This is a genomic window from Streptomyces sp. NPDC026673 (genome assembly GCF_040638135.1).
Classification (GTDB): Bacteria; Actinomycetota; Actinomycetes; order Streptomycetales; family Streptomycetaceae; genus Actinacidiphila.
In genome coordinates this window covers 41,492-54,208 of sequence record NZ_JBEZXR010000012.1, presented here as the reverse complement: position 1 = coordinate 54,208, position 12,717 = coordinate 41,492, and the positions used below count along the sequence as shown (strand labels likewise).

Sequence of the window (12,717 nt, the reverse complement as noted above, 5' to 3'; positions counted from 1 at the left end):
ACGCACGCCCGAAGCCCGCCCGACGCACGTCCAAAGCGCGAGCGTCGCACCGGCGCCCAGGCGGCTGCCCGGCCCGGTCAGCGCCGGAAGGTGTCGCAGTCCCCGGGGTCGCCGGTGTCCAGCCCGGTGGTGAACCACTGCTGCCGCTGCGCCGAGGAACCGTGCGTCCAGGCGTCCGGGGCCACGCGGCCCTGGGTCCGGGACTGGATCGCGTCGTCGCCGACCGCCGCTGCCGCGTTCAGGCCCCGGCGGATGTCGTCCCGGTCGAGCACGCTGATCATGGGGCTGCCTGTGTCCTCGTCCAGCGTCTGCGTGGCGTTGCGCGCCCACACGCCCGCGTAGCAGTCGGCCTGCAGCTCCACCCGCACCGAGTTGCTGCCCGGTCCGGTGAGCCGGTCCTGTGCCTGGCCCAGCGTCCCCACCAGGTTCTGCACGTGGTGCCCGTACTCGTGCGCGACGACATAGCTCTCGGCGAACGGCCCGCCCTCCGCCCCGAAGCGGCTGCTCAGGGTGGAGAAGAAGTCCAGGTCCAGGTAGACCTTGCGGTCGACCGGGCAGTAGAACGGCCCCGACGACGGGTCGGCGACGCCGCAGCCGGTGCTGATGGGCCGGTCGAAGAAGACGGTGGGCGCCTGCTCGTAGCTCATGCCCCGCTTGCGGAACTCCGACGCCCAGTACGCCTGTACGTTGTTGATCACCGCGACCATCCGGCACTCCTGGGAGGCGTTGGCGTCCGCACCGGTGCGGCAGCCGGCGGCGAGGTCGGAGCCCGAGGTGGTGCCCGGGGCCTGGCCCGGCGGATCGGAGGAGAGTCCCAGCTGGTCGGGGCTGATGCCGAAGATCAGTCCGATCACCAGGACGATCAGCCCGGCGAGACCGCCCCCCACCACCTTGCCCCGCGGCCTGCCGCCGAACCGTCCGCCGCTTCGCCGGTCCTCCACCTGGGACGTGTCGAGCGATGCGTCGTCGTCGAACTGCATACCTCCGATTATCTGCCGCTTCGTCCCCACCGGCCCGTCGCGCCCGCGAGGGGGCGACCGGCGCGGCCCCGGCTCCGCCCGCCCGCCGAAAACCGCTTGCCGGGGACCTCGGCCGCCCCCGGTAGACTGGAGACATGGCAGTAATCCTCACGCATTAGACGGCGTCCGACCGCGACCCCCGCGACCACCTCGTCCGACTGCCGTCCGACACGCCCTGGAGCCTCTTCCCGTGATTACTGCCACCGGCATCGAGCTGCGCGCCGGAGCCCGCGTCCTCATCGAGTCCGCCTCCTTCCGCATCGCCCGCGGCGACCGTGTCGGCCTGGTCGGCCGCAACGGCGCCGGCAAGACCACCCTCACCAAGGTGCTCGCGGGGGAGGGCCTTCCCGCCGGCGGCACCGTGACGCGTTCCGGTGAGGTCGGTTATCTGCCCCAGGATCCGCGTACCGGCGACCTCGACGTCCTGGCCCGCGACCGCATCCTGTCCGCCCGCGGCCTCGACACCGTCCTGCGCAAGATGCGCGAGAACGAGGACCGGATGGCCAACGGCAAGGGCGCCACCCGCGACAACGCGATGAAGAAGTACGCGCGCCTGGAGACCGAGTTCCTCACCAAGGGCGGCTACGCCGCCGAGGCCGAGGCCGCCACCATCGCCGCCGCCCTGGGTCTGCCGGACCGCGTGCTCGCCCAGCCGCTGCACACCCTCTCCGGCGGTCAGCGCCGCCGCGTGGAGCTGGCCCGCATCCTCTTCTCGGACGCCGACACCCTGCTGCTCGACGAGCCGACCAACCACCTCGACGCCGACTCCATCCTGTGGCTGCGGGACTTCCTCAAGACGTACCGCGGCGGCTTCGTCGTCATCTCCCACGACATCAACCTGGTCGAGACGGTCGTCAACAAGGTCTTCTACCTGGACGCCAACCGCTCCCAGATCGACGTCTACAACATGGGCTGGAAGCAGTACCTGGCCCAGCGCGAGGCCGACGAGAAGCGCCGCAAGCGCGAGCGCGCCAACGCCGAGAAGAAGGCCGCGACCCTCAACGCCCAGGCCGACAAGATGCGCGCCAAGGCCACCAAGACCGTCGCCGCCCAGAACATGGCCCGCCGCGCCGACAAGCTGCTGTCCGGCCTGGAGGCGGTGCGGCAGTCCGACAAGGTCGCCAAGCTGCGCTTCCCCGACCCCGCGCCGTGCGGCAAGACGCCGCTGACGGCCGAGGGCCTGTCGAAGTCGTACGGCTCGCTGGAGATCTTCACCGACGTCGACCTGGCCATCGACAGGGGCTCCCGGGTCGTCATCCTGGGCCTCAACGGCGCCGGCAAGACCACCCTGCTGCGGCTGCTGGCGGGTGTGGAGCAGCCCGACACCGGCGAGGTCGTCCCCGGCCACGGCCTCAAGCTCGGCTACTACGCCCAGGAGCACGAGACCCTCGACCCGGACCGCACCGTGCTGGAGAACATGCGCTCGGCGGCGCCCGACATGGACCTGGTCGCCGTCCGCAAGATCCTCGGTTCGTTCCTCTTCTCCGGCGACGACGTCGACAAGCCCGCCGGGGTCCTGTCCGGCGGTGAGAAGACCCGGCTCGCGCTCGCGACCCTGGTCGTCTCCAGCGCCAATGTGCTGCTGCTCGACGAGCCGACCAACAACCTCGACCCGGCCAGCCGCGAGGAGATCCTCGGCGCGCTGCGCACCTTCACGGGCGCGGTCGTCCTCGTCACACACGACGAGGGCGCGGTGGAGGCGCTCCAGCCGGAGCGGATCATCCTGCTGCCCGACGGTGTCGAGGACCTGTGGGGCAAGGACTACGTCGACCTCGTCGCGCTCGCCTGATCCTTCCGGGGCCCGCGGCCGATCATCCGTGTGGATCACTCCACTGGATCATTCGGCCGACGGGTGATCCTTCATCTGTGTGATACCGGCTCGTACTCCGGCGCGGGAGCGTGCGAAATACCGGACGTGCGAATGGATCAGCCGCGTCACATGGGGAAACTCCTTACCGGCCCGGATGACCTGCCTTTTCTCCGCCGTGTTCGGCGGGCGGCCGGGAAGGGCGAGGCGGAATGCCGGATTCCAGGCGTCCGGTGTCCGGTGTCCGCGTCAACAGCGCCGCAAATGTTGTCGCACGGACCTTGCCGAATGGGTGGCCAGGAAGTCTCCTAGGGGTGATCATGAGAGTCACAGAGCGCACTTCCCTAGAGGAGGCACGGGTGGCCGAGACTCTGAAGAAGGGCAGCCGGGTGACCGGCGCCGCGCGCGAGAAGCTCGCGGCAGACCTCAAGAAGAAGTACGACGGTGGAGCAAGCATCCGGGCACTGGCCGAGGAGACCGGCCGCTCGTACGGCTTCGTCCACCGGATGCTCAGTGAGTCCGGCGTGACCCTGCGCGGTCGCGGCGGAGCGACACGGGGCAAGAAGGTTTCCACGGCCTGAGGGCCGGGCGCCTGGCGCAGCGGATCGGAGTCGTGGCACCGCCACCCGGTCGCAGAAACGGCCGACCGGGTGGTTACTCTTCGGTAATCCAGTCTGCGGATCGCCAGGAGGCCCCGATGTCCGACCCCACTGTGCTGCTGGAACGTGACGGCGTACGGCTTGTGACCGAGGAAGCCGTCGCCACGGTCACGCTGTGCAGTCCGGCCAAGCGCAACGCCCAGTCGCCCGCCATGTGGCGGGCGCTGGCCGAGGCGGGCCGGCTGCTCCCGGGCAGCGTACGGGTCGTCGTGCTCCGCGCGGAGGGCGTGTCCTTCTCCGCCGGGCTCGACCGGCAGGCCTTCACGCCCGAGGGATTCGACGGCGAGCCGTCGTTCATCGATCTCGCCCGCGCTCCGGAGGGCGAGCTCGATGCCACGATCGCCGAGTACCAGTCGGCGTTCACCTGGTGGCGGCGGAACGACATCGTGACCATCGCCGCCGTCCAGGGGCACGCCATCGGCGCGGGCTTCCAGCTGGCTCTCGCCTGCGACCTGCGCGTCGTCGCCGACGACGTGCAGTTCGCCATGCGCGAGACCAGCCTCGGGCTGGTTCCCGACCTCGCGGGCACCAAGCCGCTGACCGAACTGGTCGGCTACGCCCGGGCGCTGGAGATCTGCGCCACGGGCCGCTTCGTCGGCGCCGAGGAGGCCTGCGGTACCGGCCTCGCCAACCTCGCCGTCACGGCCGCGGAGCTCGACGCCACGGTGAAGGACCTCGCCGGTGCCCTGCTGACGGCTCCCCGTGACGCGGTGATCGAGACCAAGGCCCTGCTGCGAGAGGCCGCCGGCCGGACCTACGACGAGCAGCGCACCGCCGAACGCGCCGCGCAGGGCCGCCGTCTGCGCGACCTGGCCGGCGTCGGGGAGTAGCGGCCGCCGTCGCCCGGGGAGCGGCGGCCCGGCCGCCTCAACCCCCGGTGATGTCGGTGACCACGACGGTCGTGACGTCCCGCGTCACGGCCGTCACCGCTGTCGCCACCGCCCGGCCGACGTCCAGGGCGCGATGACCCCCGCCCACCGCGATCTGCACCTGCGAGGGGTGGCGACGCCCGCCGAGTCGTGACGTCAACGCGGCGACTCCGGGCACCGCCGCCGCGGCTCGGGCCGCGGGTGTGGCGCTCGGCGCCCCGGCCGGCACGTCCGCGACCTCCGGAGGGGGCGCGGACGCGCCGCTCGCCAGCAGCCCGGTGACCGTCAGGTCGATCACCTCCGGCTCCAGTCCGACGTCCACGGTCGCCGCCGCCCACAGCGCCGCGCGGAGCCGTCCCGCCGAGTCGGGCAGCGGATGCTCGGGGGTGGCCTCGAAAGCGGCCTCGACCCGCAGCGGCCCTCGCGGCAGCGCGCCGGAGGGCGCCGAGTCCGGCAGCGGACCGTGCCCGGGGACCTCGTCGTCCGGGCCGCCCGCGGAGCCGATCCGCAGCGCGCCCAGGCGGACCCCCGGCACCTCGGCGGCGGCCGACCGCAGCACCGCGGCCGCGGCGCTCTCGGTGACCCACACCGTATCCTCGGGCCCGCCCAGGGGCAGTACCCGGCCGAGTCCGAGTTGCCCGCGCACCGCCCAAGCCAGCCGGTCCGCGGTCATCGGCCGTCGCCTCCCTTCGCCACGCGCGTCCGCGCGTCCCGCCATCCTGGCCCTGATCGCCGCATCCTCACGGCGCGACGGGGCATGCCCACATAGTGTGGTGCACGGAGCAGGCCGTACCGCTCCCGCCGTCGGAGAGCCGAAGGGAAGAGGGGCGATGACCGAGACCGCGGAGCAGCCCGAGGGCAGGGGCAGGACTCTGGAGAAGGGGACCAGCCCGGCCGGCAACGGCACGTCAGGGCAGCGGCGGGCGCCCCTGGGCGATCCGGCGACGCGCGGACGCACCACCATCGCGGACGGCGTGGTGGAGAAGATCGCCGGGCTCGCGGCGCGCGACGTGGAGGGCGTGCACGCCCTCGGATCCGGCATCTCCCGCGGCTTCGGCGCGGTTCGCGACCGGGTGCCCGGCGGCAGGTCCGTGACCCGGGGGGTGCGGGCCGAGGTGGGCGAGGTGCAGGCCGCCCTCGACCTGGACATCGTCGTGGACTACGGGGTCTCGATCGTCGCGGTCGCACACGGGGTGCGCGAGAACGTCATCGCCGCCGTGGAGCGGATGACCGGTCTCGAGGTCATCGAGGTCAACATCGCGGTGGGCGACGTCAAACTCCCCGAGGACACGGACGACGACGACCAGGAGCAGCGGGTCCAGTGAGCGACCCCGGGCGGAGGACAGGGAGCGGGACGATGAGCATGGCCGTGCTCGGCTTGATCGTCGGGATGGCGCTCGGATTCGCCGGATACTTCGGCGGGTTCGCGGCCTTCCTGCTGGTGGCGGCGCTCGGCGCCGTCGGGTTCGTCGTCGGCCGGTTCCTCGACGGCGACCTCGAGCCCGGGGAGTTCTTCCGTACGCGCGACCGGAGGCGGTGAGTCACGCAGATGACGGCCTCGGTGCCGGCGCCTCCCGTCCCGCCCTCCGTCCCCGGCGAGCGCGGCTCGCTCCGCCTCGCCGACCGCGTCCTGGCGAAGATCGCGGCCCAGGCGGCCCGCGAGACGCTGGCCGACGCCCCCGGCGGGGAGTACGTGCCGCGCGGCGTCCGTCCCCAGGCCGCCGTCACCGTCCGCCAGGACCAGGTCCACGTGCGACTCTCCGTCGAACTCGGCTATCCCGTCGACATCGGCGCCGTGTGCCGCTCGGTGCGCCGTCATGTCGCCGCCCGTGTGGAGGAGTTGACCGGGACCACGGTCCTCGGGGTGACGGTCGAGGTCGAACGGCTGCACTCGCGTGCCAGCCACATCCTGGAGGAGGCGAGGGTCCGGTGAGCCATCCCGAACCGCCCGCCGGTCCGCGCCCCGGCCTCCGCCCGCGACGCTTCTGGTCGCCGCGCCGCCTCCCGGCGGCGGTCACCGCGGCCGTCCTGGCCGCCGCGTCCGCGCTGCTGCTCTACGACGTGGCCGCGGTGCGCGCCGGGCGGCCGGGGATGGCCTGGCGCCGGATCCTCGCGGACGAACTGGCCGCCCGCCCGCTGGACGACCCCTGGATCCTCACCGGGGCGTCCCTCGCCGTCGTGCTCGGTCTGTGGCTGCTCGTCCTCGCCGCCACCCCCGGGCTGCGCGACGTGCTCGCCATGCACCCCGGAACGGCCCCCGTACGGGCCGGACTCGACCGCCACGCGGCCGAACTCATGCTGCGCGACCGGGCGGTGGAAGTCTCCGGAGTGCGCTCGGCACGCGTCACGGTCACCCGCCGTACCGCCACCGTCCGCGCCGTGATCGCCTTCCGGGAGACGGAGGAGGTCCGCGCCGATCTGGCCGCCGTCCTCGCCGAGGCCATGGACCAACTGGGACTGGCCCGCCCGCTCGGCCTCGCGCTGCACGTCCGCCGCATGGAAGAGGGGTGAGGCGCGGTGCGCGCCGCCGTCAATCGTGTCGTCCTCGCCCTCGTCGGGCTCGCCCTGGTCCTCGCCGGCGGCGTCGTGCTGTGCTCGGCGACGGGTGTGCTGCACCGGCCGTACACCGGGCGGAACGACGTGCTGCTCGGCGACGCGGACCGGACGCGCTACGAGGGCGCCTCCTGGTGGTGGCCGACGGTCGTCGCCGTGCTGGCCCTGATCGTGCTCTGCGCCCTGTGGTGGCTGCTCGCCCAGGTACGCGACCGCAGGCTGCGCCGGCTGGCGGTGGACGCCGACGACGACGGCGTGACGGTACTGCGCGGCCGGGCCCTGGAACAGATCATCGCGGCCGACGCCGGGCAGCTCCACGGCGTCGACCACGCCACCACCGCGCTCGTCGGCACGCCCACCGCCCCCCGGGCCCGGCTCCAGCTCGCCCTGTCCCCGTACGCCGCCCCCGGTGACGTCCTCGCCGAGCTGGATTCCACCGTTCTGGACCGCGCACGCGTCTCCGCGGGCCTGCCCCTGCTTCCCGCCGAGGCGCGGCTGCGGGCCGTCAGCCACCGGGCGGCCCGCGTCACGTGAGCCCGGGGCGTCCTGTCCGCGCCGTAGAGCCTGTCGTCGCATTCCCGCCCCCAACCTTCGGCCGGGGGCACCTGCCGGCGCCGGCTATGGGAGCCAATGTGGCGACAGGCTCCGGCTAGAAGCCGTTCCGCGCCCCGCCGTCCACGGGGAGCATGACCCCGGTCAGATAGGACGCGGCGGGCGACAGGAGGAAGGCGGCGGTACGGCCGAACTCCTCAGGGGTGCCGTAGCGGCGCAGCGGGATGCGTTCGCTGAGCCGGGCGCGGGCGGCGTCCGCGTCCCCGGTGAGCGCGTCGAGCTCGCGGACGCGGTCGGTGTCGATCCGGGCGGGCAGCAGGCCGACGACCCGGATGCCGCGCGGGCCCAGTTCGTTGGAGAGGCTCTTCGCGTAGCCCGCGAGCCCCGGGCGCAGTCCGTTGGAGACCGTGAGCCCGGGGATCGGTTCGTGCACCGAGCCCGACAGCACGAAGCCGATGACACCGCCCTCGCCGAGTTCCTCGGCGGCCGCCCGCGACAGGCGTACGGCGCCCAGGAAGACCGACTCGAACGCGTGCCGCCACTGGTCGTCCCCGATGACGTCGGCGCCGCCCGGGGGCGGACCCCCGACGCTGATGAGGAAGCCGTCGAGTCGTCCGAACGCGTCCCGGGCCGCCGCGACCAGCCGTTCCGGGGCCTGCGGCTCGGCGTTGTCCGCGACGACGCCCGCCGCCCGCTCGGCTCCGCCCAGCTCCGCGACGGCGGTGGCGACCGACTCCTTGGAGCGGCCGCTGACGACCACCCGTGCGCCGTCGGCCACCAGTTCGCGCGCCGCGGCGAAGCCCAGCCCGCGGGTCGCGCCGGTGACCACGTACACCCTGTCCCTCAGCCCCAGATCCATGCCGTCATCGTGCCCCATCGCGGCCGGAGAGCGTGAGCGCGGTGTTGACCAGGCCGATGTGGCTGAACGCCTGCGGGAAGTTGCCCAGCTGCCGCCGGTCGACCGGATCCCACTCCTCGGCCAGCAGGCCGACGTCGTTGCGCAGGCTCAGCAGCCGTTCGAACAGCTCGCGCGCCTCGTCGGTGCGGCCGGTCCGGTGCAGCGCGTCGGCGAGCCAGAACGAGCAGGCGAGGAAGGCCCCTTCGCCGCCGGGGAGCCCGTCCACGCTGCTGTCCTCCAGGGTGTAGCGGCGGACGAAGCCGCCGTGGTCCAGCTCCCTGCGCACCGCCTCCACCGTGCCGACGACCCGGCTGTCGGTGATGGGCAGGAAGCCCACCTGGGGGATGAGCAGGGTCGCCGCGTCCAACTCCTTGGAGCCGTAGTACTGGGTGAAGGTGTTGCGCTCCCGGTCGAAGCCCTTGCGGCACACCTCCCGGTGGACCTCGCTGCGCATCGCGCGCCAGGCGTCCGCGTCACCGGACAGGTGCCGATGGCTCTCCAGGGTGCGCACCGCCCGGTCGGCGGCCACCCAGGCCATCACCTTGGAGTGCACGAAGTGCTGCCGTTCGCCCCGTACCTCCCACAGGCCCTCGTCCGGCTCCCGCCACGTGGACTCGAGGAAGTCCATCAGCGCGCGCTGCACCGCCCAGGCGTGGGGCTCGTCCCGCAACCCGAAGCTGCGGGCGAGGAAGAGCGAGTCGAGGACCTCGCCGTAGACGTCGAGCTGGAGTTGCTTGGCCGCGGCGTTGCCGGTCCGCACCGGCAGGGACGCCTCGTACCCCGCCAGCCAGTCCAGCTCCTCCTCGGGCAGCCGGCGTTCGCCGGCGAGGCCGTACATGATCTGCAGGTCGGCCGGGTCGCCGGCGACCGCGCGCAGCAGCCAGTCACGCCAGTGGTAGGCCTCCTTGAGATAGCCCGTCTCCACCAGGACGTTCAGGGTGAGTGTCGCGTCGCGCAGCCAGCAGAAGCGGTAGTCCCAGTTCCGGACCCCGCGGATCTCCTCGGGCAGGGAGGAGGTGGCCGCGGCGACGATGCCGCCGCTGGGCGCGTACGTGAGCGCCTTGAGCGTGATCAGCGAACGCAGCACCGCGTCCCGCCAGGGACCGTCGTAGCGGCACTTGGCCGACCAGGACTCCCAGTCCGCGCAGCTCTGCTCCAGCGCCTGGAAGGGGTCGATCAGACGCGGGCGGCTCTCGTGCGAGGGGTGCCACGTCAGGGCGAAGGCGATCTGCTCGCCCTCGGCGACGGTGAAGTCGGCGTGGGTGGCGAAGCCCTTGCCGTACATGGGGATCTGGGGCTCGGTGCGCACCCACACCGAGTCGGGCCCGGCGATCGCGACACGGTGGCCGTCGGTGCGGCGCATCCAGGGGACGACCCGCCCGTAGTCGAAGCGCAGCCGCAGCTCGCTGGTCATGGGCACCCGTCCGCGCACGCCCTCGACGATGCGCATGACGTCCGGCGCGCGGTCGCGCTGCGGCATGAAGTCGATCACCTTGGCGATGCCGTCGCCGGTCTCCCACTCGCTCTCCAGCACCAGGGTGCCGTCCCGGTACGAACGGTGTGGGCACGGCTCCTCGCGCCCTGCGGAGGTGGGGGCGATCCGCCAGTTGCCGTTGTCCTCGTCGCCCAGCAGCGCGGCGAAGCAGGCGGAGGAGTCGAAGCGCGGCAGGCACAGCCAGTCGATGGAGCCGCTCCTGGAGACCAGCGCGACGGTCTGCAGGTCGCCGATGATCGCGTAGTCCTCGATGAGTGCCGGCACGATCGGCCTCCGTCTCTCTCCCTCTACGAGAGTGCCCCCGGGGCTATGGGGACGCGACCGCAGCGGCGGCCGGCCGGGCCGCACCGTCCTCCGCCGCCGCGTCGCGGGCGGCGAGCCGTTCCCGGCGCTCCCGGCGGACGAGGATGACCCAGCCGACCGGGACCATGGCGGTGAACAGCCACCACTGGATCGCATACCCCATGTGCATGCCGATGCTGCTGTGGTCGGGTTCCGGGATCAGCTGGGGCTGCCGGCCCGACGGCTTGGGGGTGGTGGCGGCCAGCTCGATGTAGCCGCCGACCGGCCGCTCGGCGGCGGGCAGGTCCTTCGCCATCAGACCGCTGTTGATGAGCATGATCATGCGGTCGGGGAGGCCGCTCCGGTTTCTGATGCCGGTCGCCGCGGTGGTCTCGTCGGGGCGCAGCCGCCCGGTGACGGTGACCTCGCCGGACGGGGCCGCCGGGATCTTCGGGAACTTCGTCAGATCGGTGCCGGCGGCGATCCAGCCCCGGTTGACCAGCACCGAGCGGCCGTCCGCCAGCACCAGCGGGGTGATCACGTGGTAGCCGATGCTGTCCCCGTCGCCGGCGGTGCGCTGGCGGGCGACGACCTCGTGGGCGGTGTCGTAGCGCCCGGTCGCGGTGACCGTGCGGTAGAGCTGCCGCTTCGGCACCACCGCGCCGGGGCGGGTCAGCGACTCGACCGGCACGGCCTTCGCCCGGAGGTTGTCCGAGATCAGGTGGTTGTTGGCCACCCGGCGCTCGTGCCGGTGCAGCTGCCAGTAGCCCAGCTTGACCATGACGGGCATCAGAAGCAGTGCGATGAGGGTGAGGATCACCCACTGCCGGGACAACAGGAAGCGGTACACCCCACGACCGTACAACTCGGTCGCGGGGCGCTCTCCAGAGGGGTGGTACGCCCCGGTGCGGCCGCCCGGCTCAGCCGGTGCCCGGCAGCGAGCCGACGCGGTCGACGATGCCGCTGCGCCCCTCCGCCTTGGAGCAGTGACCGCCGCAGTACCAGTGGCCGTCGACCTCGACCCCGTGGCCGACGATCCGCACCCGGCAGTGCTCGCAGATGGGAGCCATCCGGTGGATGGCGCATTCGAAGCTGTCGAAGACGTGCACGGCCCCCTGGGCATGCACCTCAAAGCTCATCACGTAGTCGTTTCCGCATACTTCGCATCGGGCCATGAGGCCCAGGGTGCGGGCCGGGCCCGGGCGCGGCAATCGGTGGCCGGGTGCGTCGCCGCCGCACCACTCGAACGGCGGCCTCAGCCGTGTACGTCGGGGGCGGGGGCGACGTCCTTCAGCAGTTCGGCGAAGCGGCGCTCGTCGACGACCGGGGTGCCGAGCTGCCGGGCCCGCACGGTCTTCGTGGTGAGCGAGTCCGGGTCGTTGGTCACCAGGAGACTGGTCAGCCGGCTCACCGAGGACGAGACATGGAGTCCGGCCTCGGTGGCGCGGTCCTCCAGCAGTTCGCGGTCGATGCCCGTGTCGCCCGAAAAGGCGACGCGCATTCCCTGGACCAACGGTCCACCGGGCTCCAGCCGTCCCGGGTTGGGGTAGGGGCAGGCGGGGCGCTTCCGCGAGGGCCGCCAGCTCATCGGCCGGTATGTGCTGCGGTAGCCCCCGGCGACCGACTGCGCGGGGACGGCGGTGTCGATCCACTCCGTCAGCGGGCGGCAGGCGTGCAGCGGCAGCCGCAGCCCGTCCGCGGCGGCCTGCCGCAGGCTGGGGCGGAACACCTCCGCCAGGACGCGCGCGTCGTCCAGGGCGTGGTGGGCGCGCTGCTGGACGACGCCGAAGTGCGCGGCCAGCGACTCCAGCTTGTGGTTGGCCAGCGGCAGTTCCAGGGCCTTGGAGAGCACGATGGTGCACAGCCGCTGCTCCACGGGCGCGACGGTGCCGGTGCGCGCGAACTCCCGGGCGAGCATCGACCAGTCGAAGACCGCGTTGTGGGCGACGAGCACCCGGCCGGAGAGGCGCTGCGCCAGCTCGGCCGCGATCTCGCCGAAGAGCGGGGCGTCGGCGAGCATGTCGGAGGTGAGGCCGTGGATCCACACCGGACCCGGGTCACGCTGCGGGTTGACGGGGGAGTACCAGTGGTCCTGCACCTCGCCGCGCGCGTCCAGCCGGTAGACGGCCGCGGACACTATCCGGTCGTCGCGGCCGAGGCCGGTGGTCTCGACGTCCACGACGGCGTATCCGTCGGGGTAGGCCTCTGGCCACGGAGGCTGCGGGAGCTGGGACGCGTGCATGGTGGAACACAATACGGCCGGCCACCGACACTTCCCGCCGCCACCCGTCCTGTCGCACCGTCGGATCGCGCCGCGAACGGGCCGTGAACGCCCCGCGAACCGGACGGGTCCGGCGCCGGATCGCGGCCGGCCGCGGCGCGGGAGGGGAGGACGCCCCAGCCGGCCGCCGCCCAGGGGCCGCTGACCGGTCCTGCGCGGTGTCCGGGGGTGTCCGGGGCGGCGCGCGACGGTCGCCGCGGACGCGGTCGCGCGGCCCGGCCGGGCCCGGCAGCCCATCGGCCCGGCCCATCGGCCCGGCGTACGGCCCCGATTGGGCCCCGGCCGGGCCATGGGCCGATGCC

The 12,717-nt window shown here is 73.1% G+C and carries 15 protein-coding genes; 8 read left to right on the top strand and 7 right to left on the bottom strand.

Annotated features, from left to right (window positions below; all coding sequences use genetic code 11):
* Positions 1 to 77: 77 nt before the first annotated feature.
* Complete coding sequence (locus AB0F62_RS12080; protein WP_361795893.1) at positions 78 to 980, bottom strand: neutral zinc metallopeptidase; 903 nt, start codon at positions 978 to 980, stop codon at positions 78 to 80.
* Between the two features lie 229 nt (positions 981 to 1,209).
* Here AB0F62_RS12080 and AB0F62_RS12075 point away from each other — a divergent pair, with 229 nt between their 5' ends.
* The 3 genes from AB0F62_RS12075 (at position 1,210) to AB0F62_RS12065 (ending at position 4,315) form a co-directional block, all read left to right on the top strand.
* Positions 1,210 to 2,808, top strand: a complete 1,599-nt coding sequence (locus AB0F62_RS12075; RefSeq protein WP_361795890.1) for an ABC-F family ATP-binding cassette domain-containing protein — start codon at positions 1,210 to 1,212, stop codon at positions 2,806 to 2,808.
* A 377-nt stretch (positions 2,809 to 3,185) separates the two neighbouring features.
* A complete protein-coding gene (locus tag AB0F62_RS12070; protein WP_018560612.1) occupies positions 3,186 to 3,407 on the top strand; it encodes a helix-turn-helix domain-containing protein in 222 nt (73 codons plus the stop codon).
* Positions 3,408 to 3,523: 116 nt separating this feature from the next.
* Positions 3,524 to 4,315, top strand: a complete 792-nt coding sequence (locus AB0F62_RS12065) for an enoyl-CoA hydratase/isomerase family protein (protein WP_361795887.1) — start codon at positions 3,524 to 3,526, stop codon at positions 4,313 to 4,315.
* 37 nt (positions 4,316 to 4,352) lie between these two features.
* On the opposite strand, the gene AB0F62_RS12060 is transcribed toward AB0F62_RS12065, so the two are convergent.
* Positions 4,353 to 5,027 (bottom strand): hypothetical protein, encoded by a 675-nt coding sequence (locus AB0F62_RS12060; protein ID WP_361795884.1) that lies wholly within the window; start codon positions 5,025 to 5,027, stop codon positions 4,353 to 4,355.
* Positions 5,028 to 5,184: 157 nt separating this feature from the next.
* On the opposite strand from AB0F62_RS12060, the gene AB0F62_RS12055 reads away from it, so the two are divergent.
* Genes AB0F62_RS12055 through amaP form a run of 5 tightly spaced genes read left to right on the top strand, consistent with a single transcriptional unit; the run spans position 5,185 to position 7,441 of the window.
* Entirely contained in the window at positions 5,185 to 5,679 is a 495-nt protein-coding gene (locus AB0F62_RS12055) for an Asp23/Gls24 family envelope stress response protein (protein ID WP_361795881.1), read from the top strand.
* Positions 5,680 to 5,711: 32 nt separating this feature from the next.
* Entirely contained in the window at positions 5,712 to 5,894 is a 183-nt protein-coding gene (locus tag AB0F62_RS12050; protein WP_361795878.1) for a hypothetical protein, read from the top strand.
* Positions 5,895 to 5,903: 9 nt separating this feature from the next.
* The gene (locus tag AB0F62_RS12045; protein ID WP_361795875.1) at positions 5,904 to 6,287 is read left to right on the top strand and encodes an Asp23/Gls24 family envelope stress response protein; all 384 of its coding nucleotides are present in this window, start codon (positions 5,904 to 5,906) and stop codon (positions 6,285 to 6,287) included.
* Positions 6,284 to 6,865 carry a DUF6286 domain-containing protein gene (locus tag AB0F62_RS12040; RefSeq protein WP_361795872.1) on the top strand — a complete coding sequence of 194 codons (582 nt, stop codon included), beginning with the start codon at positions 6,284 to 6,286 and terminating at the stop codon, positions 6,863 to 6,865. Before AB0F62_RS12045 ends, AB0F62_RS12040 begins: the two co-directional genes overlap by 4 nt.
* Before the next feature lie 6 nt (positions 6,866 to 6,871).
* On the top strand, positions 6,872 to 7,441 hold the full coding sequence (amaP, locus tag AB0F62_RS12035; RefSeq protein WP_361795869.1) for an alkaline shock response membrane anchor protein AmaP: 570 nt from the start codon (positions 6,872 to 6,874) through the stop codon (positions 7,439 to 7,441).
* 115 nt (positions 7,442 to 7,556) lie between these two features.
* Here amaP and AB0F62_RS12030 read toward each other — a convergent pair whose 3' ends face one another.
* From AB0F62_RS12030 to AB0F62_RS12010, 5 genes are all read right to left on the bottom strand, one after another.
* Positions 7,557 to 8,318 (bottom strand): SDR family oxidoreductase, encoded by a 762-nt coding sequence (locus AB0F62_RS12030; protein ID WP_361795868.1) that lies wholly within the window; start codon positions 8,316 to 8,318, stop codon positions 7,557 to 7,559.
* Between the two features lie 4 nt (positions 8,319 to 8,322).
* Positions 8,323 to 10,116: a glycoside hydrolase family 15 protein gene (locus tag AB0F62_RS12025; protein ID WP_361795866.1), complete on the bottom strand. Its 1,794-nt coding sequence runs from the start codon at positions 10,114 to 10,116 to the stop codon at positions 8,323 to 8,325.
* A gap of 43 nt (positions 10,117 to 10,159) precedes the next feature.
* Positions 10,160 to 10,984, bottom strand: coding sequence for an SURF1 family protein (locus AB0F62_RS12020; protein WP_361795864.1), 825 nt, complete (start codon positions 10,982 to 10,984; stop codon positions 10,160 to 10,162).
* Positions 10,985 to 11,054: 70 nt separating this feature from the next.
* Positions 11,055 to 11,309 (bottom strand): hypothetical protein, encoded by a 255-nt coding sequence (locus AB0F62_RS12015; protein WP_361795862.1) that lies wholly within the window; start codon positions 11,307 to 11,309, stop codon positions 11,055 to 11,057.
* 80 nt (positions 11,310 to 11,389) lie between these two features.
* Positions 11,390 to 12,376, bottom strand: coding sequence for a DEDDh family exonuclease (locus AB0F62_RS12010; RefSeq protein ID WP_361795859.1), 987 nt, complete (start codon positions 12,374 to 12,376; stop codon positions 11,390 to 11,392).
* Positions 12,377 to 12,717: the final 341 nt, after the last annotated feature.

What these genes read in the sequence shown, in the direction of transcription:
- AB0F62_RS12080 (WP_361795893.1), bottom strand. Translation starts at nt 980, where the DNA reads ATGCAGTTCGACGACGACGCATCGCTCGACACGTCCCAGGTGGAGGAC.
- AB0F62_RS12065 (WP_361795887.1), top strand. Translation starts at nt 3,524, where the DNA reads ATGTCCGACCCCACTGTGCTGCTGGAACGTGACGGCGTACGGCTTGTG.
- AB0F62_RS12060 (WP_361795884.1), bottom strand. Translation starts at nt 5,027, where the DNA reads ATGACCGCGGACCGGCTGGCTTGGGCGGTGCGCGGGCAACTCGGACTC.
- AB0F62_RS12055 (WP_361795881.1), top strand. Translation starts at nt 5,185, where the DNA reads ATGACCGAGACCGCGGAGCAGCCCGAGGGCAGGGGCAGGACTCTGGAG.
- AB0F62_RS12050 (WP_361795878.1), top strand. Translation starts at nt 5,712, where the DNA reads ATGAGCATGGCCGTGCTCGGCTTGATCGTCGGGATGGCGCTCGGATTC.
- AB0F62_RS12045 (WP_361795875.1), top strand. Translation starts at nt 5,904, where the DNA reads ATGACGGCCTCGGTGCCGGCGCCTCCCGTCCCGCCCTCCGTCCCCGGC.
- AB0F62_RS12030 (WP_361795868.1), bottom strand. Translation starts at nt 8,318, where the DNA reads ATGGATCTGGGGCTGAGGGACAGGGTGTACGTGGTCACCGGCGCGACC.
- AB0F62_RS12015 (WP_361795862.1), bottom strand. Translation starts at nt 11,309, where the DNA reads ATGGCCCGATGCGAAGTATGCGGAAACGACTACGTGATGAGCTTTGAG.
- AB0F62_RS12010 (WP_361795859.1), bottom strand. Translation starts at nt 12,376, where the DNA reads ATGCACGCGTCCCAGCTCCCGCAGCCTCCGTGGCCAGAGGCCTACCCC.